The following is a 20491-nucleotide window of genomic DNA, read 5'->3' on the forward strand; positions in this document are numbered from 1 at the left end:
AGTACATGCTCAGCGCCGAATAGCCGTTGACTGTCGTCTCGCCTAACTACTGCACGTTGTCATCGAAATAAACACCGCGAAGGAAAATTCAGCATGCTCGGCATAGACAACAACTAAGTTCAACGCTTATAGGGCCTTAAGCTCACCGGAAAAAGGTGAGAATTGCCATTATGACCTTCATCGAACTAAAGCCAATATTGGGTCGCTTGTGACTCAAAAGCAAGTGCGTTACACCTCGTAACTATCCCGACATCACACTTCGAACACTATGGATAGTGTCCATCACCCCGTGAGGTGGCTTTACGCCGCTACATTTTGAGGTATTCCGGGAATCTCTCGGCGTAGAATAACGTGATGACCGCAAGCCTGACCGACCGCCACAGACATCAGAAGATCCATTCCAAAGGTAGTGATCTTCAAGCGCTTGATCGTATTGGTTTGTGTTCTCTTTCGCGTGTCCTAGGAACGTCGCCAAGCTCTCTACGTTTAGTGGCCCCGAAAGGTCAGTTGCAAGTACACACGGCTCCTTATCGGGGAAGTTTTTCTGGTGTGCTGAGCCAAGCTGTGCGTGCAGCAGGGCTTGGAAGTCGCGTTTTGATTAGTCAATTCCTCAAGGGTGGCGTACACCAAGGACCGTCGGGTCGTGTTCAATTGTGTAGTGCCCTTACCTGGTTGCGTCCCGATATTCCGGTACGCGTTGCGGAACCGAGTATCTACGGATGCCGTGATGCCATTCAGGCCGTTTGGAAAGTGTGTCGCCAGCACCTAATAACCGGAGATCTTGATCAGCTTGTTCTGGATGAAATTGGTTTAGCTGTACGTCTTGGCGGTATAGACGAGGCTGACCTGTTGTCGACCTTGAAACAGCGCCCTAAGTCCATGGATGTCATTATCACTGGTCCATCTGTCCCCACCAGTATCGTTGTGATGGCTGATCAGGTAACAGAACTGCACCGAGGACTCTGATGCTCAAGTGTGATCGTTGGATCATGGAACAAGCCGAGCTTGGAATGCTCAAGCCTTTTCAATCGAGTTTAGTTCGTCACCTGGACTCTGAGCTACGTGAGCGACCTGTTCTCAGCTTTGGCTGTTCTTCCTATGGCTACGATCTCCGACTTTCACCTAAAGAGTTCCTGATTTTCAGGCATATACCTGGGACAGTGATGAATCCCAAGCGATTCAACCCTACCAACCTCGAACCGACTCCTTTACATGAAGACGGAGATGGCCGTTACTTCATTATTCCTGCTCATTCCTATGGGCTTGGGGTTGCCTTGGAGAGCATGAAAGTGCCGTCAGACATCACAGTGATTTGTCTTGGCAAGAGCACCTATGCGCGCCTTGGAATCATAGTGAACACAACTCCTGTAGAGGCTTGCTGGGAAGGCCATCTCACCCTTGAATTCAGCAACAGCTCCGGAGCTGATTGCCGCATCTACGCCAATGAGGGAATCTGTCAACTATTATTTTTCGAGGGTGAACCCTGTTCCATTACGTATAGCGACCGCCAGGGCAAATACCAACATCAACCAGAACGCGTCACTTTGGCTAAGGTCTAGGGTGCCAACTGCGCGCGATACATTCGGCTTTCTTTGTACCATTGCGCGAATTGTGGGGCCCAATTCTCTATATGAGGCCACATGAGATCGCAAAGTTGACGAATCTCTAGCTGGGCATCCAGTTTTGAGCGTAAGTCTACGAAGTGGAAAAATGCTCGCAAGCTGAAGCTAACTACGAAGTGTTGACGGTAATCGAATGGAAGGGTTCCGCGGGCATGTTCCTCGGAGAATCCCGAGCGAAGGAGATCTCGATATCGCTGCGCAGACAGCCGACAGTGATCTAAATCTAATGATCGTTGCTCCGAAGTGTAAGCGTATCTTTTGCCATATCGATCTCTATAATCTCCAAGCGGTCGCAGGTAAAATACTTCCTCAGGATCGATTTTACCATCTGCGGCACGGCAAATACGTTCTCCTGTGTACCTCATAGACTGCACATCAAAACTTACCCCAACACGGTGTGTGCGTGCTTGCTGAACCACTGAATGAGGGAACCACCCCACATTCAAAATAATCTGGGCGTGTTCAAGAGGCCCGTAGTGGCCGCGTCCTCCTGAGAGCAACCGCTTGACACAGATTTCTCCAGCATGTTCTTCATCTGGCCAGTTGCTGCGTTCTCTTGCAACGAAACTCTCGCTGTAGTCTTGATGCATCGCAGCGTAAGTGCACTGTTGCGGGTTTGGTGTAGCAGCAATCAAGTCGACGCGAAAACGATCCATGAAAGTAAATAAGCCAGCACTATGTAATAATCGTGGTGAGATTGCTAATGTCTTTCAAGTCAGCTATAGCTGTAAAGAATCACATTCGCCAAGCCCACCGAAGGTGGATTCATTGTTCAAGGCCAACACTACTTTTAACGCCTTGTAACTTTGGAAGCGATCTCTCGTTGATCAAAGCTGTGCTTAGAGCCAATAACTCTTCTGGCTGTCGCAACCCGATTGAACGTCCGCATAGTTGACCATCAGCGGAGAATAGATTGAGTTGGGGAATTCCGTTCACTTCGTAGCGATTCACTAAACCTTGCCAGCGAGGGTTGTCGACATTCACTAAAATGATATCGAGGTAATTCCGGGTTGAGCTTTCCAGTTCAAGCATTGCTGGTGCCATTTCCCGACACACTTGACACCAGTCTGCATAGAACTCAATTATCGTTGGCGTCCCGTTTGTTAAAGCTACTTCTAAGTCTATGGAGCGCCGTGCAAGCTGTTCCGTAGGCGTTTCGCTTTGAATGTCTCCCCGCATTAGGAGAAGGCCGATAGCTAATGCCATCGAAACGATCACCAGCACAACTTGCTGAAGCCGGCTCAGCGGCACGGGCTGAGGGCTACCGGTCATCAATATGAACGCGACTAGCTTCACTCTGACAGTTTTGACCGAATAGTGGGGCTGGTGTAAACCAACGGCTTTGATATTTGCATTGAACCTAATTAGTTTAGATGACGCACTTGATGTTTCTCTAGCCTTCGACAATTTTAGATATTGTGGGTTACGTTAGGTAATCACTTTTATCTAAATATAAACAATTTATTTTACATGTAATTCAACACATTTTTCCTAAAAATAGTATAAAATTTAGAGAGTGATTTTAGTAGTCAATTTGTTATTTATAGTGATTATTAGCGCTTACTTAATATTTCCCAACTTGCTCAATAATTTTATTATTTTGGTGATGAATGTTTCCAGGTTTCACAATAAATTTTACTCATATTAGGACATCAATCAAACCTCTTACATTAATATTTTTAATTGCTCTGATTATATTTATTTAAGATTTCTTTGGATTGCTTTTTGCTCGATTTTATGTAGGATTGGTTTGCAAAAATTCTTATTTCGTTCTAAGTAAGCGAGCATATTATCTATAATTTTTTTGGCATAAAATCTCGTCTCTGGGTATGGAATTCGTTCAACCCATAGATCAGGTGCTTCTTGCAATAACTGATTGGACCACGACCCAACTACCTCCGGTCCAGCGTTGTAACTAGCGATACTGCGCAAAGGATCTCCTCCCCATCGCTCGAGGAGTTGGTTTAAGTAAGCAGCGCCAAGTTTGATATTTAGTTCTGGCTCCCGGATCTGCTTCTCAGACAGTTGTGCCCCGGCTAATTCTATTGCTGTCGCTGGCATCAGCTGCATAAGGCCGATTGCTCCTGCTGGTGAAGTCACCCCTGAGGCGAACCCTGATTCTTGCTTGCTAATAGCTAGCAAAAGCTCCAATGGTAGTTGTTCTGATTTCGCAGCCTTGGCAAACTCTTTCTTGAACAGCAGTGGGTATTGGCTTTGTCGCAAGTCAATCCGTTGGCGGCAGGTAGGTGAACGCCAGCGCAAGTTGAGTCGCCACAGTTGATCAAGACCCATCCAGCTATCACCAATAGCCAAACGAAGTCTGCCCTCCACCAGTCTTTCTGGTTTTGATTGTGCAATAGCGGGATCGATACCGGTGCGCCATGTTTGCCATGCTTTTTGCTTTAGTCCAAGACGCCAGAGTGTATTTACAAAAGGGTGAACACTATTTAACGGTCTCCACGGCAGAGGCTGCATTGAATTCTGTGAGCGTTGAAAGCTAAGGGACTTGGTGTGACCAAGCCTATATTGCGCAAGCCAGCGGTAATACCCGGCAGGAAATTGTGTGATCAACTTTTGCCAAGTTCTTCTAGAACTTTCCCGATCTCCCAGTCGTGATGTGCTTAACCCAAGCCAGTAAAGCCGACGTGCTTCAAGTGGATCTGGTAGTGGTTTTGCATTCGGCCTACGGCTTAGAATCGCTCTTACATCGTTCCAGTTCTCTAACAGAAGAGCATCCCGGGCAAGATCCCATTGCAATTGCCAAACGTCGGGATCATTAGGCCAGCGTTTGAGGACGCTATCAGCGTCATCACCACCAGCGAGTCGAACGCGGGCTGCAGCCACGGCAGCTGATCGTTCCTGTACCAAGGTCGGTAGGGCGTCGAGTATTTGGGGATCAGGTCGTAAGGGTTCGCTCAGCAGTCGCGCTGCATCGTCGCTCGCTGGATGGCTTGAATGCTCACGACTTAGCGCTAGCAGTACTTCGGTTCCTTTTTTTGTAAAGCCTCCCTGCAGGAGAGCACGCCCAATAGCGAGCTGTGTGGATGGTTGGTTCAAGCTATGCGTAATTTGGTTTAGAGAATGGTTTTGCAAGCAGCGCAGTGCTCCCTGGCCATCGCCAAGACTGGCTAATCCTCGCGCCAGTAACTGCCGTGCCTGTGCATTAGGGGCCATCGAACTATTGTCATTGCACGCATGGCTCATACGTTCAAACGCTCCAGGCCAACGCGCCCCCCAACGCGCCAAGTGCACAGCTCCCAGATACCCAACATCGGGACTGGGGTCCATCCTTGCAGCTACGCTCAATGCCGCTGGGTGGCTGGGTTGTTGGTCGAGAAGTTGCATATGGAGTTCACTATCTTGTTCTCCCAGAACTTGGCGTGCTGAAGCAGATGATGCCGAGTTGGGAAACCGTCGCAGGAGGTCTTGCCAGAGCAAGGTCGCGCGGCGTGTTTCTCCGCGAATTGTTGCTGTTTCTGCCGCTTGTTCTAAGACAACAGCACTAATGAGATGGGTTCCCCAGGCTTGACTCCGCAGTACTTCAATCGACCCAGATTGGGAAGCTATCAGCAGCGCTGCTTCGCGCCGTTGCTGGGGATCAATAGACCAGCGATATATTCGCCAAAGTCGCGATATCGATTGATCGGGTGTCAGTGGTTCGTGCTGATGCACCAGCAATCTTTGACCACCCCAAGTGGCCAGGCCGCTAAGAGTTGCGATTCCCAGCAAGAGAAAAATCCCTATTTGGGGACTTGTGCGCAATCTTCGAAGACTTGTACCCAAGCTTTCAACTGAACTCCTGCCATTCTGTTGGCTGTGCTTGGAGCGGTGGACGATGTTTCCTTCACGTTCAACTGGCTGGCAGCGAAGACACACATTTTTAGTAGTGGTCTGCTTCTTAGTCTGAGGGTTGCGCTGGTTCTGACTTGTTCAGCCATATCCAGTTGGGTGGATGAGTGGTCATTGACTTCATTGCTTGGGCTGAACCAAACCTGTTTCATGCCTTTGGCCCTCCTATCGCTGCTGTTGAGGGCGGACATGCAACCTGGCACGTTCAGGTTATGAATACCGGATAGCTATCCGTAACCTTCTTTTCACGATTGAGATCTATGGTTCAAACACCGATCTCTCCTGTTGGCTTGTGCCTCGGCGACACAGTCCCTGAGTTCGGGACCGATGGTATCCGCGGCAGAGTTGGGACTGTCTTGACGCCTGCGCTTTGCCTGCAAGTGGGCTACTGGGTTGGACGTGTATTGGTTGTCGAGGGACCTGTCTTGATCGGGATGGATTCCCGAAACACCGCTTGCATGCTTGCTTCTGCTCTCACCGCTGGTCTTACTGCTGCTGGGCGTGAGGTTTGGAACCTAGGCTTGTGCCCTACTCCTGCCGTACCGCTGCTGATCCGGAAGTTAAGAGCAGGAGGTGGGCTGATGGTCTCTGCGAGCCACAATCCGCCAGCGGATAATGGCATCAAGATATTTGGGGCTAATGGTGCTAAATTGAGCGGGAAGCGACAGGCGCAGATTGAAGCTGGCCTCCGCGGCCAGTCTGAACACGAGGACCATGATTGTTCAGTCTGCGGCGGCTTGCGACAAAGTAATGATCTTCTAAAAGATTACAGGGACTCACTCTTGACGTCCGTTGGCTCCCGTCGTTTGGATGGAGTTTCTGTTGTGCTCGATCTTTGCTGGGGCTCCGCGACCGTCTGTGCTGCCGAAGTATTTCAGTCTCTTGGAGCTGATCTTACGGTTTTGCATGGTGAACCAGATGGTTCTCGCATCAATGTGGGTTGTGGCTCCACAGAGTTGGCCCCACTACGTCAAGCGGTAATAGAACGTGGCGCCGATATGGGCTTCGCTTTTGATGGTGACGCAGACCGAATGTTAGCCGTGGATGGCCTCGGTCGGGTTATGAACGGCGATCACATACTATTCCTGTGGGGCTCTGCACTGCAAGAGCAGCAGATATTGACAGATCAGCGCTTGGTATCTACCATAATGTCAAACCTTGGCCTTGAGCGCGCCTGGCAACAGCGTGGTGGCATCTTTGAGCGCACCCCAGTAGGCGATCGCTATGTACACGCTGCGATGGTTGCCAGTGGTGCAGTTTTGGGAGGAGAACCATCTGGCCATATTCTAGCTGCCTCGCACGGGTTGTGTGGTGACGGGGTCTTAACTGCTTTGCAGTTATCGACCTTGTGTCACGCCCAGGGGATCACGCTTAGTAATTGGTTCAATCAAAGTTTTCAGCCTTTCCCGCAAAGGTTAGTTAATGTCACGGTGACCAATCAAATCCGTCGCAAGGGTTGGTCTAGCTGCAAACCCTTGGTTGCGGCCATTCATTCTGCTAAAAAGAAAATGGGCTCAGGTGGACGCGTTCTCGTGCGAGCCAGTGGGACCGAGCCTTTGGTACGAATTATGGTCGAGGCTGCTGACGCAGCCCTGGTGGACTACTGGGTAGAGCACTTAGCATCAGTCGTTGATCAACAACTCAACACGGTTTAGTGTTGAGTTCCTTAGCCATGGCAAGGGCTCCTTGGCACCCATCCCCTGAGGCTGGGAACCATTGTGCTGAGGGAAGGAGTTCTCGCACGGCTGTTTTAACGAGGCTGCGAAACTTATAAAAATGTTCAAGCGCTCCGCCATGACCGACAAGATTTGGTTGCTTAAGATCTAATTCACTAGCCACCGTGGCAATTGATGCTGCCAAGACATCTGCTGAGTGTTTAAGAATGCAATGAGCTTCAGTCATTCCTTGATCTGCGGCCTTTACCACAAGAGGTGCCAGCGCAGCAAAACCGGCAGCACCGAAGTCAGGTTCCACCACCCTGGCTTTCACCGCAGCGCTGCTTCGACAGTCCAAAGCTTTCCATAGTTGTTGACGCAGCGGATGATCCGGCTGTCTTCCATCTGCCATACGAAGGCTTAGTTGAAGTCCCTGATGGCCAAGGTCGAATGCCGAGCCTGCTCCGTCTAGCAGCCAACCCCAGCCACCGCAGCGGTGTTCTTGGCCTCGATCAGTGCGCCCCAGACAAATCATCCCGGTTCCGCTGACTAACAAGATGCCAGAACAGTTTGGAAAGGCTCCGCGCAGGGCGGTGCGTTCATCGCCGGTGGCCAGCACCTGGGATCGATCGAGATTTAGTTCTTCGGCCAATAGAGCCGTGGCTTGTTGTTGAGCCACGGATCCTTCTTCGATACCACTAGTGCCCGCTACAGCCCCAGACAATGTCGTAACAGTTTGGTTTTGAAGGGCGGCGGCAGCACTGCAGCTAATTGCTCTGCGAAAACGCTTTTTTCCACAAGAGGAAGCTAAGTGGCTGACACCGGGTCCATGGCCTTCCCCGATCTGTTTCCAACTGCCATTGTGCCATTGGCTGACGCGACAGCGTGTACTGGTCTGTCCTGCATCAAATCCTGCTAACAGCATCACGCTTTCTTAGGCCGGCTAGCTAAGGTTGCTACAGCAAACCAGCCGATAATTTGCACTTCCGGGCGAAAAAAAATTGTGTCGGTAATTCCTTGCATTAGCAAGCCGCCGATCGTAGCTAGACAAGCGATCCCCGCCAAAGCTTCGTTTCGGTTCAAGCGCAAACTCGCTAGGCCGTTGCCCAGAACATTGCTGAGAAGCCCTAAGCATGCGATCAGTCCTGGTAGTCCCATCTCTACTAGAATCTCTAATGGTACTGAATAGGCACTGAGAGCGTCAAACCTAGGTTGCTGGTATAATGGATAAACACTTTGAAAAGCATTATTCCCAGGACCAATCCCCAACCAAGGTCGGTCTCGCACCATGTCCGCAACAGCTAACCAGACGTTGATACGAAAATTATTTGAACTGTCACTTCGACCAACTAACAAGCTTGTAATACGAATATGAATTGATTCGAATTTTGTGACAACCGTTATTAAGATGACGGTACTAATGAGTAGCACTCCCAAAGTTAATAATTGCCGCCAAATTGGACGCCACTCTCGGGTAAAATAGGCGAGTAGCAGGAGCACAAAGATAGTTAGCCCTGCTGTCATACCCAACCATCCTCCACGGCTGTAAGTGAGCGTCGTGGCCGCCCCTGCCAAAATTAAGGTGACGGTAGCAAATATCCGACTGCCACATCCTGTCCAACGCAGCAGAGCGACTGCAGCTAAAGGCAGCAAAGGCAGCAAATACCCTGCCAGCAGATTAGGGTTGCCAAGTGTTCCATAGATGCGAATTGTATCGGTAGTGATTGAGTTGGGATCGGCCCATGTTGCTAGCTCTTCAGTATTGCCATAGAGCTGTCGGAGGGCAAGAGTGCTACTAAGCAGTCCTCCACTTAGTAGTCCTGCAAGGAGGCGATCCCACCAAGTGGGGTTATATTTCAGCAGTTTATACATCAAGGCGTAAACACCGAGATAGCCCAGCAATTTCAGTAACCCTTTGGTTGCTTCTATTGGTACTGGCGATGTCCCTGTTGCTAAGATCGCAATACTCAGAATGATGAGTAGCCATACAGTAATTCCATTAATTCTTCCTGCGGGCGTGGCCACACTCCAGACTACCCAGAGTAGGCCACTGGCAATTAATAGAAGGGCAAGCCCAGGGCGTGTCAGGATAGGAAGACTGCCTAGCAGGATAACTAACAGGAAGCCTGCTAACTTCTCTAGCCGTTTCAACACGGATGGGGCTGGATGGAGGAGCCCTTGCCAGCGCAGAAGTAACGGAATCTGATAGATGAGCACGTCCGCCGCGGGCATTGATTTAGAATGCCAGTATGAGAGCTTTACCTAAGCTATTGATCTCTATTTAAGCGCCTTTTTAATTCTTCGGGTGGTATTAGTAGTTCAAGGGCAACTCTGCCGAATTTAGTATGTAACATAAAAAGCATCTTTAATCTTGTTAGGCAGTACTTTGCTTTACTAGGGTTAGCGAGAAAGAAAGCTAGTGTTGCGGCGCAAAGCTCTTGTCAGCAAGTTGATAACGACCAAAGTAGAAATGAAGTTTCATGAGCACCTTACGAGGTCGATCGGCGATCTCTTGAATCGCTCTCTGAAAAGACAAGTTTTTTCTTGGATTGGAGAGTAGTAGTAGTAGTAATCACCGTAGGTTATGGCTACAGGATATGCTGTTTGTTTTGTAATAGTATTGCCCGGATCTAGCCAAGGATTAAAAAGCTGAATTTGAGATTCCTTATGGTTGATTCATCGGCAGCTTGCTGTCCAGCCTTCAAGGTTGATACCAATGTTACACAATGAGACTTGCCTATCATCATGGTCAATTGGAAGGGCTTAATGATTAGCAAGAATCATTGATGAAGAATAGGTTTTGACTTTCAATGCCGAATTAGTACATGGTCCTCGACCGCAAGATCGAAGATGCGGCGGGCATAGGCGCATCCGATGTTGAGGTGGAGGGTTATCACGTCAAACCATGTGAAAGGTTCGATTCGGCAGTTAGCTGAGCAATTGTTAAAGATATCTAGAAATTAAAACCAAGGTGATTCACAGTGCCTCTGCAAGGGTTCAGGGGTCATTTAGTTTTGAGACAGGAGCGTGACGGAGGAGCCCCCAGCAGGCAGTGTAACCATGCAAGTGGGTGGTGCCAGCGACGGGTCCAATCTCACCGTTGCAGAATACTCCTGCTACAGGTAAGTTGGGCATCAGGCTGCGGGCTAGATTGATGTCGCCATTTGGTGTGCCGAACAGTCCTTGACCACGGCCAAAACAGGCCATGAGCAATCCGAATGTAATCGGAGCTGCTGCTTCGGTCATACGCTGAGTCAGCAAGGCAAGTGCGCCTTGACGGGAAGCTTCAGCTTCTCTTAGGTGGAATTGCACGTTTTGGCCAGCACGCATCCGTTCGGCTACCGCAACTGCGCCGTTAATGGGATCTACTCCGATTAGGTTGCGAACGAGGAAAGCACTGCCTTTCCCTCTCACACCTGCTGAAGGGAGTTGGAGATCTCGGCGCTCAATGCCGAGAAAGAGTGAATGGCGTACCTGTTCTCGCTCCGGTTCGCTCAGATTTGCAAGAACGCGCTGAAGACAAGCCACAGGACTGGCTTTAGTAGTGCCATCGTTTAGTTCCAATAGGATGTTACTTTGCACCTGTTCGATTGCGAACACGGGTCCGATTGGCCTGCATCCTTGTGCAACAACGGTGTCCAGGAACCAGTCACCACCGATAGAGCAGACCACGGCGCCTGTAACCACACGGTTACCTATCAGTAGAGATCCATGTGGAGCGTTATGAGGGGCAGCTATGCCACCGATTTTTTCAGCGCGTGGGTAGGCATAGTCCAATCCACTAATCAGGTCGTTGATGCTCCGACACGTGGGATCAATTAGGACAATTTGACTGCGGCTGTCATCTGGATGAATGCCCACCCAATCCTGCCAGTTCTGAGACGCTCCATCGAGATCAGGCAATTGATCGGGCCTAAGGATGCTCGTTTTAATCTCGGCACCGGCAAGGGACAGCAAAGTCACACTCAGTGCTGGAACTTGTTCAAGCTCGGAAGCGCTGCCATTCGGTTGGGTCCCGACGACACCTCCGCCTGCACAACCAATCCAATGTCTGGCGTGAAGGCTGGTTTGGAGCATCGGAAGTAAACGGGGTAAATCGCTGGCGTAGCCGGTAGATACGAACACGAGTGCCAGATCGGCATTACCGCGGCGTCCTACTTGATGCACTACATCCCGCACTGCGTCGTCCAGGGAGGGACTGGATGACAAAGCAGTTCGGCAGTTCGGTGCCGAGGTTGCGGCTTGGAACCAGCTAAGCGGAGAGAACGTCGACATAAGCTGGACCCTATCAATCCTGTGGCGCTGCTCGGTGCGTCGATAATGACGACACCTTGATGCTCCTACGTGAACGAGCTGTCTTACCGCACGCTAGTTTGGCTTACTTATCGGTTGGCAGCTACGTTCGCGGTCGGCCTTCCCCTCGTCCTGCTGGTTTGGTCAGCATGGCGTCAAGACGTCATGGTTCTTCGACTGCTCACGCTTTATTGGAAGGTGGCCAGCTTGATGGGGATCAGTCTTCTGCTGCTAGTCGATCAGCGCCCACTTGGTTATGTCACAGCTACTATTGCGCCCTTACTTATGGTGACAAGCGTTTGGTTTTGGGTGGATCTCAATGAAGAGCTTGCTGATCAACCGAATTGGAAAGCGCTCCCTTTGACAGTGCGAGTATGGCGCTGGGCATTGAGCGGATTTAGCTTAATTAGCATCGCTATGACGACAACCGGTCTGAGTTGCATGCAAACGAATCAGTCCCCTAATTGCTTGATATGGCTAGAGGCACCGAAGGGAATCAATATCCTTGCTGCCAAGGTATTCAACTTCGTCTTTGGTGGTCAGTGGACTGAGGCGTTCGCGGCGTTTCTAGGATATGCGGCTCTAGTGGCTTACACGGTTGGCTTATTGCAGTGGCTTTTGATTCGTTTGCCTCGCTATGGACGTGTTGCAGGAGAGTTTTAATGACGGATGTCGAGTTGATCAACCGTCTGGAAGAGCGCAGTCGGAGCCATTCCGATCGAGTAGTGCGAATTGTAGGCGTTGTGGGCATGGATGCATTCGAATTGTTGATTTTTCGTGGTTTTAGTAGCAGCACAACTCATGCCACAGCCCTTGACCCCGACGTCTCTGTGCTGCCAGAAGGTACGATTCTCAAGAATGCCGAACTGTTGTGGGGACCGATGAGACCCGGCGAAGAGTGCGTTTTAATCAAAACCGCTTCCCCTGCTGAGTTATTAGCTCAAGCTAATTGGTAGGATCTCCTCTCGAGAATTCCAACGCATCGACCACATAGATCAGGATGCAAGGCGTGCTGTCCCACATCGGCTTCGTAGTGCCAACAGCGACTGCACTTGTTGCCTCGAGCTTGGGCTACTTCAATCAGAACTTGCTCGTCGTTCTGGCTATCTAGTACTTCTGCCCAGGGTTCTCCACCAATCTGGACTTGTGATACGAGTAGCCAGTCGCGCAAGCCATCTACCTCAGCATCGCCGTGCTCATTAAGCCAATGCAGAGCCGCTTTTAACTCTACACTCTCTGCTTCCAGACGGACGGCCGCCTCGAGTGAGGCGCCTAGTTCCTGTCGATTTCGACAACCTTCCAATACTCTGTTCACTCCTGTACGCAGCCGCCTCAATTGCCGAACTGGTGCGGATAAACTACCGTCACGCCATTCAGCAGGAACACTGGGCCAACCGCGCTGGAAAACAGAAGTTTCTGGCACCGAGTAGGGGAGGTTCTGCCAAATATCTTCTGCCATATGGCAAAGCACGGGGGCGATCATGCCAGCAAGTCGCTCTACCATCAGCGCTATCACGGTCTGGCAACTACGTCGGCGCCGGTCTGCAGGCGCGCTCACGTAAAGGCGATCTTTGGCGATGTCGAGATAAAAGCCCGATAGATCGGAAACGCAAAAGTTTTGTAGCAGTTGGAAGAAGCGATAAAACTCAAAATTATCAAAGGCAGCGGCGGCGGCGTCTATTACTTCAGATGCACGCTGCAGCATCCATCGATCCAGTAGTGGAAGCTCATTTATTGGAACAGCATCGCGAGACGGATCGAAAGAGTGCAAGTTGCCGAGCAGATAGCGGCTAGTATTGCGAACTTTACGATACACATCTGCAAGCTGATTTAAAATGCTGGCGCCGATCGACACATCGGCGGAATAGTCTACGGAACTAACCCAAAGCCGCAAAACATCAGCCCCATAGGGAGGCTCTTGTTTCTGATTTTTGCCACCCGCGATAACCACCATTGGGTCCACTACGTTGCCCAAGGATTTGCTCATTTTCTGGCCTTTCTCATCCAAAGCGAAACCATGCGTGAGTACACGTTGATATGGGGCCTGGCCGTTGATTGCAACAGAAGTAAGTAAAGAACTTTGAAACCAGCCGCGATGCTGATCAGAACCTTCCAAATAGAGGTCTGCCGGGTAGTTGAGATTTGTGCGTTGGCTGGCGACAGCTGCCCAGCTAGAGCCGGAGTCGAACCACACATCCATCGTGTCCAATCCTTTACGCCATTGGTTAGCTTGATCTGCGAAGGTTGCAGGCAGCAACTCTGCTTCGTCTTTTTCCCACCACACGTCAGCGCCATGCTCGGCAATCAACGCCTCTACGTGTCCCAGAGTCTCAGCATTGAGTAATACATCACCGTTGTTGCGATTATAAAAAACTGGGATTGGTACACCCCAGGTTCGCTGGCGTGAAATACACCAGTCGTTACGTTCCTTGATCATCGACTCAATCCGATTGCGACCGGATATCGGTATCCACTCCACCTCATCGAGTGCAGCGAGTGCCTGATCTCGAAAACCGTCAACCGATGCAAACCATTGCTCTGTGGCACGGAAGATGGTGGGTTCCTTGGTGCGCCAGTCATAGGGATAACGATGGGTATATGGCTCATGCTTCAACAGCGCTCCGGTATTTTGTAAAGCATCGATGATTACTGAGTTTGCATCCTTCAATACGTTCAGCCCGGCAAAGGGTCCGGCCTCGCCGGTGAGGGTGCCCGCCTCATCAACCGGACATAACACAGGCAATCCATGCTTTTGGCCGGTATAAAAGTCGTCTATACCATGACCGGGAGCGGTGTGCACTAGTCCGGTACCTGCTTCGGTAGTGATGTAGTCACCGCCGATCACTATGGGACTGGTACGGTCCAGAAGAGGGTGACGGTACCTCAGGCCAGCCAGTTGATCTCCTTTGATTGTTGCTTTAGCTGTGAGCGGCTGTCCGAGGATTTTACTGAGGGATCCTACCAAATCAGCTGCGATAATTAGTAGACAACCAGCATTGTTGTCGGCGAAAACGTAGTTGAATCGTTTGTTGACAGACACTGCTAGATTAGCCACCAACGTCCAGGGCGTGGTTGTCCAGATAGCGACTTTTAGTCTTCGGCCAAGCTCTTCTACTGTGTTTGGTAGGTGGATTGACTCAGCTTCCAAGATCTCCCGTAATGCAAACGGGAGCTCCACGGCTGAAAAAGCGGCATACACGCTAGGGCTAATATGGCCGTCAGGATATTCTAGTTCTGCTTCCGCAAGGGCCGTACGGGAGCTTGGGCTCCAGTGTACTGGCTTGAGATCGCGGTAAATATGTCCTTTAAGCGCCATCGTACTAAAAACTCTAATCTGTGCCGCCTCATACCCTTTCTGAATGCTGAGATAGGGATGCTCCCAATCCGCCCAGATTCCCCAGCGCTGGAAACCCCGCATTTGAACGCGAACTTGTTCGCAAGCGTAAGACGCTGCTTTTTTGCGCAACTCAATCGGCGTCAATGACTGGCGCTGTTCTCGATTCATCGATTGGAGTACTTTGAGCTCAATAGGTAAACCGTGACAGTCCCATCCAGGGACAAACCGCACACGACGCCCCTTTAGTACCTGATACTTGTTAATTATATCTTTCAATACTTTGTTAAGGACATGCCCCATGTGAAGCGAACCATTCGCGTATGGCGGTCCATCGTGAAGTGTGAACGTGGGCCCTTGATTCTGTGAACCTAGTTTAAAATCAATACCATGCTCTGCCCAAAAGTTCTGAAGCTCGGGTTCCCGCGTGACGGCATTGGCGCGCATTCCGAAATTGGTCTCAAGCAGGTTGAGGGTGGTCTTGTAAGAGGGGGGCTCCCCGGTGTTGTCGCGCGTTTTCTTACTCACATGCTCTTTTGTTTGTACTCGAAATTATCAGTCTTAAATTCCATCATCTGCGGAGGATGAAACAGGTTGCACTTTGGAAGTCGCTTTAGGTGCTTCAGCTGGTTTAAAACCAGGGCGCACCCATTTCTTCGTTACTCCAGATTTTCCAGTTGGCTTCAACTGCTTAACAACGCTGCTTAATGCTTCTCCAAGGCTCACTGCTGCTGATTTGAGTCGCCAGATGTTACTCAACCAGTGATCTAGAGAGCCGAGTTTCCGTTGCTCATCATCACTCAGAATTCGCCAGCGAGCCTGCCCCACTTCCATGCTTAAGCGGCCGATCAGCAGGCTCCCGCAGAGAACTGCCAGCATGGGAGCGCCGCGCAGCCGATCATTACTGGTCACTAAGACCAAGCCGAGAACTAGTACAACGGCTCCCCAAGCACCATCGCGAGGTCGGCTTAGTTCCGTAGCCAGCAAGGGCAGTAGGAGGAGTGTTAGGCCGAACAACAGGCAAATATCGCCACTGAGGATAGCAAGCATGGCTTATCACGGATCAATACACTCCATTGTGCGGTGATCCCTAGAGTGAAGGTGTTGCCCACCTGGCGGAATTGGTAGACGCGCTGGTTTTAGGTACCAGTGACCTCGGTTGTGCGAGTTCAAGTCTCGCGGTGGGCACTCTTCTCTCTACGTTGGTGATGGAGAAAAACCTTTGATGCGTTGCCTATCTGTCGACCAGTTGCCCCAGACCCCTTTTCAACAACAGCAGCCCCATTTGGCTGGGACTGTGCATCGTTCTGTGCTCAAAGAATTTGTTGACCCACCCGGTGCTTGGAACCCCACTATTGGATTATTTTTCAGTGGCTACGGTTTAGCTGCCTTCACAATTTGGGGCTGGTTTGTTGGCGAATTGCCTTTGCCAATTCTGCTTTGTAGCGGGTTTTTGGCTTTGCATCTTGAAGGAACGGTTATTCATGATGCTTCTCATAACGCTGCACACCCCAGTCGCTGGATAAATCAATTAATGGGGCATGGATCAGCCCTGCTACTGGGATTTAGTTTTCCCGTTTTTACACGCGTCCATCTTGAACATCATTCCCATGTTAATGATCCACATAACGACCCTGATCATATCGTTAGCACGTTCGGGCCTCTCTGGTTGATTGCTCCTCGTTTTTTCTATCATGAGTGGTTTTTCTTTAAGCGTCGTCTTTGGAGACGTTGGGAGTTAATGCAATGGGGATTTGAACGAAGTGCTTTTGCAATAATTATTCTTGCTGCTGTTCATTTTGATTTCCTTCCTTTTATTTTTAACTGTTGGTTTGCACCTGCTTTGATGGTGGGTGTAACTCTTGGTCTCTTTTTTGATTATTTACCTCATAGGCCCTTCACATCCCGAAACCGATGGACCAATGCTCGTGTTTATCCTGGACGAATAATGAACTGGTTGATAATGGGGCAAAATTATCATCTAGTTCATCATCTTTGGCCTTCTATTCCTTGGTTTGAGTACAAATCTGCCTACGAGGCTACAAAATCTCTTTTTGATTCAAAAGGCTCACCCCAAAGACTTGGCATTTTTGAAACCACTAAAGATGGATGTAATTTTCTTTACGATATCTTAGTCGGTGTCAGGAGTCATAAGCACCACAGGGGAAAGATGCGCCGTATCGCTAAAGTCTTGCCTGCACGTCGTTTACGACGTGGTTGGCTTGCGTTTGTGAACCGCATTGCAATTAAAACAGAGCCGAGACGCTGGCGATCATTCTAAATTAATCTACTTTATTAATCCGCCAGTATTTTTGGCACTCGCAAAAAACTTCCCTCCCGTTGTGGCGCTTGATTCAGAATTTCTTCGCGAACTGGGGTCGATATCACACTGTCTTGCCTGGTGATGTTTGTGACTTCAACGGTACGAGCGGTTGCAGGAATTCCCGTGGTATCAACTTTTTCAAGCTGGCCGACATACTCCAAAATCAATTCAAGTTGCCCTGTATAAGTGGCGATTTTTGTTTCTGACAAATTAAGGCGAGCTAGCTTTGCTACCTTGCGCACTTCGTTCGCAGAGATCCGGTTCATACTTCGCTGAGGAAATTACATAAATCTTCGCTCAAAGCGGTTGCTGCTGTTTCAAGCAATAAGGCGCCATGTTCAGGGATTGCAAGAGATGGATGAGATCCCATACGGCCATCTGGATGACGCCGACGAAAGTCCTCGGAACCATGGATTGGTCCTGCAGCAGCTGGTTTTGGGAGCGGACGCTGTTTGCTTTGCAGCGTGGGTTCTACCTGGAGGGTTACGGCAATCTCGCTTGGTGTGGCGTGATGCCCTTCCTTATCGCCGTAAAGCTCGCGGGCCTGCCGCATCACTGGGCCAGCCATAAACCAATTGGATAGGCGGCAGCGCAGGTTAGGGGTAACCTGTAGACCTCGGCTGGCTGCAGTGCCATGAACTTGAGCGAACGCCGCTTTAGTAGTGGAGATATTACCTCCATGGCCGTTAATAACAAAGACACGTTCAAAGCCGTGGCGGGCTAAGGATAAAACTAGGTCTTGCATCACAGCCAACAAAGTTGCAGGCCGTAAGCTCATAGTCCCGGCAAAGCCAAGGTGATGTTCCGCCATACCGAATGGTTGAGCTGGTGTCACGAGAACTCCATTGCGTCGACCAACCTCCAATGCGACGGCTTCGGCGGTTAGCACATCAGTTCCAATTGCGCCTGTGGGGCCGTGCTGCTCTGTGGAACCCAATGGGATAATGATCCCTTTACACTCTTGAAGATAAGTTTCGACTTCTGGCCAGCTGCGCAGTGCCAGGCGGATGGCTTCGATGTCTTTGATAGGTCTGGGAGGTGAGACAGGCATCTCAGCTTATGGGTTGAGAAAATGATTAATCGAATTTGCAAATCTCCAGCTTGCGTTTAGTGCGCGGTGCCGTTTCCCTTGTATTTGTCAGTGTTATAGTAGCCGCCTCGTGTACCAAAGAATAGGCAGGCCAAGGGAAAGAGTACAACGCTGGCTAAAAGCACGGTTCCCAGATTGAAGCTAGACAAAGCGGCATCCATAGTTTTTTGTCTTAATTCAGACCAGCTTGGCGTTGAAAAGTTAATGCTGCAGAAGTTCAGCGTGTTTCCGTTGTGGATTGACGATCGTTTGCGAATGAACCAGGGAGTTTCGTTTTATCCTCCGGGATACTCAGCCACCAGCGTAGCCAACCTGTGAGCCAGATAAATGGCAACGTGTCGGCGAGAGCGGCCAGCAATTTAAACAAGTAACCGCCCACGATAAAGCTGCCCAATTGGGGAATAAGTGGGGCATCTGTACGAATCGGTAGTACGTGAGCACCGTAATGACTGATCAGCACTACCGCAGTGGTGTCGACAAGTTGACTTACCAAGGTAGACCCATTGTTTCGAAGCCAAAGGGCTTTGCCATTGGTCAGACGCTTCCAAAAATGGAAGAGCTTCACATCAATAAATTGGGCAGTGAGGTAAGCCACCATTGATGCCCCGATTGTGCCAAAACTAAGTTGCTGAATGGTGCGGAAGGTAATGTCATCACTGCCTGGCAAACTCGGCAGTAGACCCCCGAGCCATAGAATTAGAATAATCCAACCGTTTAGCAGTAACCCCACCCAAACCAACTGGTTCGCCTTGTACTCTCCCCAAATTTCACTGATGAGATCTGTACAGAGAAAGGTGACAGGGTACGGGAGGGCACCAACAGCGACAACGATTGGCCAAGAACCTAACTGTCCTAGTTGTAGAAAGCGTGTGAGTCCAAGGATATTTAGCATCCCTAAAGTCCCGAGAAAGAACCCTGCCAACACCAAAAAAGTGATGTCACGGCGGGCTTGAATATTAGTGGCAGTGCTACTGACAGACGCAAACATGCTCGTGAAAAATTGACAGGGGTAGTAGTAGTTGAGCTATTGATACTTTTCTATCTATCTTATGTTAATTGATGCTCTCTGGCGAAACAGCCTTGTCTGTGTTGACTTATTGACATCTGGACTGGTGCTGATGTACTGCGGCTGGACATTATTAGATAACAATAGATTACACAATATCTCATTATGATCGAAGCTAGTGTTCGCAACGGCTAATTTTTGACATTGTATATTTTGAGCCCAAAACTCAGAATTAAAAAAACAGAAAAATAGTTATAGGCTATTAAATTCTTGCCGTTGTAAGTAACAAATGGAGGGGTCATTCTCAGATAAGTAAGAACGGTTTTGCGTCAACATTAATATGATGACGTAGTGCCTTGAGGTTGATCTAGAAATGGCTGTGTATAAACAGCTAACAGAGACTGGTTGTAATTAAGCAGAGCCTGAGGTGATTAACAGAAAATAAATTTAATTTGTGAGAAGTAAATACTTAATTTAATCAATAATCACTAGTCATTTAGAGTTTATTAAAATTATTAGCTAAGGCCAGGCAAGCTTCTTTAAATGCCAAGCACATGCCGTTAGTTATTTTAATCGCCAGGTTGGTGTTATTTGAACCTTAAGTTAGGGTAGTTTTCTTCCCAATATTCTAGGGTGAATATTGTGATTCTTATTAGTTGAATACTCTTATTTGGCTAGTTGTTCCATTCGACTACTTTTCGAAATAAAAACTTATTAACTCAATATAATAGATAGATGGCATCAATTTTAATTAGAGTTACGATCTTGAAAGAAGCTTAAAGTTTCCGATTTAATTATTAGAAGGAGATTAAATCGATAGTGACAACTAAATTACATCGCTAATCTACAGTAGATAGAGTAACCCCGCTAGCTAAATTTAACATGTAAGATATCGACAGAACTAGTATAACCTCATTTTATTTGAGTTTCGGCGAATGTTGACTTACTGTCAAATTAGCAAGCATAGTTTTAACTCTGCCCTAAATTTTCTTTGTTGTTTTATTAGGATCGAGCAGTTTACTAGGTCATGAGTTGATTAGCTGTCCTTGTAGTGAATCTTTAGCATACATGGTAAGTATCTTGGGCATGACTATAGAAACAGGGTGTGTACTCTCGGAAAGAACTTATTCATCGTGGCTACCGCACATAGTCACCGCAAGATAAAAGTCTTTTGAGAAGAGAGGTGAACCTAGATATATGCGTAACCATAAAATCTACTAACGTATTAAGTGTGGTACTCAGGTGTTCAAGTCAGATCAACGGAGTGTTGGTTTGAACGTTAGCGATGCTAAGGAGATTTAAATTAGTAACAGCTGGTT

At 49.1% G+C, this 20491-nt stretch carries 17 protein-coding genes and 1 tRNA gene; 7 read left to right on the forward strand and 11 right to left on the reverse strand.

Going from position 1 to position 20491, the window contains the following annotated elements; all coding sequences use genetic code 11:
- The first annotated feature begins 354 nt into the window (after positions 1–354).
- Both ABWV55_RS02420 and dcd read left to right on the forward strand, forming a co-directional pair.
- Positions 355–966, forward strand: a complete 612-nt coding sequence (locus ABWV55_RS02420; RefSeq protein ID WP_353292137.1) for a cob(I)yrinic acid a,c-diamide adenosyltransferase — start codon at positions 355–357, stop codon at positions 964–966.
- Positions 966–1559 (forward strand): dCTP deaminase, encoded by a 594-nt coding sequence (gene dcd, locus ABWV55_RS02425; RefSeq protein WP_353292138.1) that lies wholly within the window; start codon positions 966–968, stop codon positions 1557–1559. Before ABWV55_RS02420 ends, dcd begins: the two co-directional genes overlap by 1 nt.
- Here the strand turns inward: dcd and thyX are convergent.
- The 3 genes from thyX to ABWV55_RS02440 form a co-directional block, all read right to left on the reverse strand.
- The gene (gene thyX, locus ABWV55_RS02430) at positions 1556–2278 is read right to left on the reverse strand and encodes an FAD-dependent thymidylate synthase (protein WP_353292139.1); all 723 of its coding nucleotides are present in this window, start codon (positions 2276–2278) and stop codon (positions 1556–1558) included. The genes dcd and thyX overlap by 4 nt on opposite strands.
- 109 nt (positions 2279–2387) lie before the next feature.
- Complete coding sequence (locus tag ABWV55_RS02435) at positions 2388–2894, reverse strand: thioredoxin domain-containing protein (RefSeq protein WP_353292140.1); 507 nt, start codon at positions 2892–2894, stop codon at positions 2388–2390.
- Positions 2895–3320: 426 nt separating this feature from the next.
- Positions 3321–5498: a lytic transglycosylase domain-containing protein gene (locus ABWV55_RS02440; protein ID WP_353292141.1), complete on the reverse strand. Its 2178-nt coding sequence runs from the start codon at positions 5496–5498 to the stop codon at positions 3321–3323.
- A gap of 233 nt (positions 5499–5731) precedes the next feature.
- On the opposite strand from ABWV55_RS02440, the gene glmM reads away from it, so the two are divergent.
- The gene (gene glmM / locus ABWV55_RS02445) at positions 5732–7126 is read left to right on the forward strand and encodes a phosphoglucosamine mutase (RefSeq protein ID WP_353292142.1); all 1395 of its coding nucleotides are present in this window, start codon (positions 5732–5734) and stop codon (positions 7124–7126) included.
- Here glmM and ABWV55_RS02450 read toward each other — a convergent pair.
- From ABWV55_RS02450 to ABWV55_RS02460, 3 genes are all read right to left on the reverse strand, one after another.
- On the reverse strand, positions 7113–8051 hold the full coding sequence (locus ABWV55_RS02450; protein WP_353292519.1) for a BadF/BadG/BcrA/BcrD ATPase family protein: 939 nt from the start codon (positions 8049–8051) through the stop codon (positions 7113–7115). The two genes, glmM and ABWV55_RS02450, sit on opposite strands and share 14 nt — an antisense overlap.
- Positions 8051–9358, reverse strand: a complete 1308-nt coding sequence (locus ABWV55_RS02455) for an IctB family putative bicarbonate transporter (RefSeq protein WP_353292143.1) — start codon at positions 9356–9358, stop codon at positions 8051–8053. The genes ABWV55_RS02450 and ABWV55_RS02455 overlap by 1 nt, the downstream gene beginning before the upstream one ends.
- Before the next feature lie 765 nt (positions 9359–10123).
- Entirely contained in the window at positions 10124–11401 is a 1278-nt protein-coding gene (locus tag ABWV55_RS02460) for an FIST N-terminal domain-containing protein (RefSeq protein WP_353292144.1), read from the reverse strand.
- A gap of 69 nt (positions 11402–11470) precedes the next feature.
- Between ABWV55_RS02460 and ABWV55_RS02465 the strand changes: the two genes are divergently transcribed.
- Both ABWV55_RS02465 and ABWV55_RS02470 read left to right on the forward strand, forming a co-directional pair.
- Positions 11471–12082, forward strand: a complete 612-nt coding sequence (locus ABWV55_RS02465) for a DUF3177 family protein (RefSeq protein WP_353292145.1) — start codon at positions 11471–11473, stop codon at positions 12080–12082.
- Entirely contained in the window at positions 12082–12375 is a 294-nt protein-coding gene (locus ABWV55_RS02470; protein WP_353292146.1) for a hypothetical protein, read from the forward strand. The genes ABWV55_RS02465 and ABWV55_RS02470 overlap by 1 nt, the downstream gene beginning before the upstream one ends.
- Here the strand turns inward: ABWV55_RS02470 and ileS are convergent.
- Both ileS and ABWV55_RS02480 read right to left on the reverse strand, forming a co-directional pair.
- Positions 12360–15281, reverse strand: a complete 2922-nt coding sequence (gene ileS, locus ABWV55_RS02475) for an isoleucine--tRNA ligase (protein ID WP_353292147.1) — start codon at positions 15279–15281, stop codon at positions 12360–12362. The two genes, ABWV55_RS02470 and ileS, sit on opposite strands and share 16 nt — an antisense overlap.
- A gap of 33 nt (positions 15282–15314) precedes the next feature.
- The gene (locus ABWV55_RS02480) at positions 15315–15803 is read right to left on the reverse strand and encodes a Ycf66 family protein (RefSeq protein ID WP_353292148.1); all 489 of its coding nucleotides are present in this window, start codon (positions 15801–15803) and stop codon (positions 15315–15317) included.
- 56 nt (positions 15804–15859) lie between these two features.
- Here ABWV55_RS02480 and ABWV55_RS02485 point away from each other — a divergent pair.
- Positions 15860–15941 (forward strand) — tRNA-Leu (locus ABWV55_RS02485).
- A gap of 37 nt (positions 15942–15978) precedes the next feature.
- Positions 15979–17034, forward strand: a complete 1056-nt coding sequence (gene crtR / locus ABWV55_RS02490; RefSeq protein ID WP_353292520.1) for a beta-carotene hydroxylase — start codon at positions 15979–15981, stop codon at positions 17032–17034.
- A gap of 14 nt (positions 17035–17048) precedes the next feature.
- Here the strand turns inward: crtR and gatC are convergent, their stop codons facing one another.
- From gatC to ABWV55_RS02505, 3 genes are all read right to left on the reverse strand, one after another.
- Complete coding sequence (gene gatC / locus ABWV55_RS02495) at positions 17049–17342, reverse strand: Asp-tRNA(Asn)/Glu-tRNA(Gln) amidotransferase subunit GatC (RefSeq protein WP_353292149.1); 294 nt, start codon at positions 17340–17342, stop codon at positions 17049–17051.
- Positions 17339–18127, reverse strand: coding sequence for a creatininase family protein (locus ABWV55_RS02500; RefSeq protein WP_353292150.1), 789 nt, complete (start codon positions 18125–18127; stop codon positions 17339–17341). The genes gatC and ABWV55_RS02500 overlap by 4 nt, the downstream gene beginning before the upstream one ends.
- A 256-nt stretch (positions 18128–18383) precedes the next feature.
- Entirely contained in the window at positions 18384–19154 is a 771-nt protein-coding gene (locus ABWV55_RS02505; protein ID WP_353292151.1) for a queuosine precursor transporter, read from the reverse strand.
- Between the last annotated feature and the right edge of the window lie 1337 nt (positions 19155–20491).

Origin of the sequence: Synechococcus sp. M16CYN, from assembly GCF_040371545.1 — a bacterium.
Taxonomy (GTDB): domain Bacteria; phylum Cyanobacteriota; class Cyanobacteriia; order PCC-6307; family Cyanobiaceae; genus Parasynechococcus.

Bases quoted from the DNA above. Each gene is read 5' to 3' on its own strand.
- ABWV55_RS02420 (WP_353292137.1), top strand. From the start codon at position 355: ATGACCGCAAGCCTGACCGACCGCCACAGACATCAGAAGATCCATTCC.
- dcd (WP_353292138.1), top strand. From the start codon at position 966: ATGCTCAAGTGTGATCGTTGGATCATGGAACAAGCCGAGCTTGGAATG.
- thyX (WP_353292139.1), bottom strand. From the start codon at position 2,278: ATGGATCGTTTTCGCGTCGACTTGATTGCTGCTACACCAAACCCGCAA.
- ABWV55_RS02435 (WP_353292140.1), bottom strand. From the start codon at position 2,894: ATGACCGGTAGCCCTCAGCCCGTGCCGCTGAGCCGGCTTCAGCAAGTT.
- glmM (WP_353292142.1), top strand. From the start codon at position 5,732: ATGGTTCAAACACCGATCTCTCCTGTTGGCTTGTGCCTCGGCGACACA.
- ABWV55_RS02450 (WP_353292519.1), bottom strand. From the start codon at position 8,051: ATGCTGTTAGCAGGATTTGATGCAGGACAGACCAGTACACGCTGTCGC.
- ABWV55_RS02455 (WP_353292143.1), bottom strand. From the start codon at position 9,358: ATGCCCGCGGCGGACGTGCTCATCTATCAGATTCCGTTACTTCTGCGC.
- ABWV55_RS02460 (WP_353292144.1), bottom strand. From the start codon at position 11,401: ATGTCGACGTTCTCTCCGCTTAGCTGGTTCCAAGCCGCAACCTCGGCA.
- ABWV55_RS02470 (WP_353292146.1), top strand. From the start codon at position 12,082: ATGACGGATGTCGAGTTGATCAACCGTCTGGAAGAGCGCAGTCGGAGC.
- ABWV55_RS02480 (WP_353292148.1), bottom strand. From the start codon at position 15,803: ATGCTTGCTATCCTCAGTGGCGATATTTGCCTGTTGTTCGGCCTAACA.
- crtR (WP_353292520.1), top strand. From the start codon at position 15,979: ATGCGTTGCCTATCTGTCGACCAGTTGCCCCAGACCCCTTTTCAACAA.
- gatC (WP_353292149.1), bottom strand. From the start codon at position 17,342: ATGAACCGGATCTCTGCGAACGAAGTGCGCAAGGTAGCAAAGCTAGCT.
- ABWV55_RS02500 (WP_353292150.1), bottom strand. From the start codon at position 18,127: ATGCCTGTCTCACCTCCCAGACCTATCAAAGACATCGAAGCCATCCGC.
- ABWV55_RS02505 (WP_353292151.1), bottom strand. From the start codon at position 19,154: ATGTTTGCGTCTGTCAGTAGCACTGCCACTAATATTCAAGCCCGCCGT.